Origin of the sequence: Microvirga sp. HBU67558 (genome assembly GCF_018069605.1) — a bacterium.
In the GTDB taxonomy this organism is placed as follows: domain Bacteria; phylum Pseudomonadota; class Alphaproteobacteria; order Rhizobiales; family Beijerinckiaceae; genus Microvirga; species Microvirga terrae.
Genome location: NZ_JAGPUP010000170.1, coordinates 1 through 411, shown reverse-complemented (window position 1 = coordinate 411; position 411 = coordinate 1). Strand labels below are relative to the sequence as shown.

The 411-nt window shown below is 59.4% G+C and carries 1 protein-coding gene; it reads left to right on the top strand.

The window, feature by feature from the left end:
- Positions 1 to 411: IS6 family transposase (locus KBI52_RS00685; RefSeq protein WP_210804769.1), on the top strand; the 411-nt coding region annotated here is incomplete at both ends.

Below are 411 nucleotides of genomic sequence, written 5' to 3'. Positions count from 1 at the left end.
TGGGTGGGCGCTGGCGATACTTGTTTCGAGCGGTCGATAAACATGGTCGGTTGATTGCCTCCATGCTGGCCGGCCGGCGTGATACCGGAGCGGCGTATCGCTTCCTGCGCAAAGCCCTGCGAGCGGTGAGTGACTATCCTCCTTCATCCATCACGACCGACAAACTGGCGTCGTATCCCAAGGCGATCCTGCGCCTGCAGGACGAAGGGCTTCTGCCGAACGATGTGGTACACCGCACCTCGAAATACTTGAACAACATCCTTGAAGCGGATCATGGCGCGCTCAAGCGCGTGATCCGTCCGACTCGCGGCTTCCAGACGATGACAACTGCAGCGGCGACCCTGAAGGGTTTTGAGATCATGCGCATGATCCGCCGCGGTCATTACAACAAGCGGGGATGGCGAGCGATAG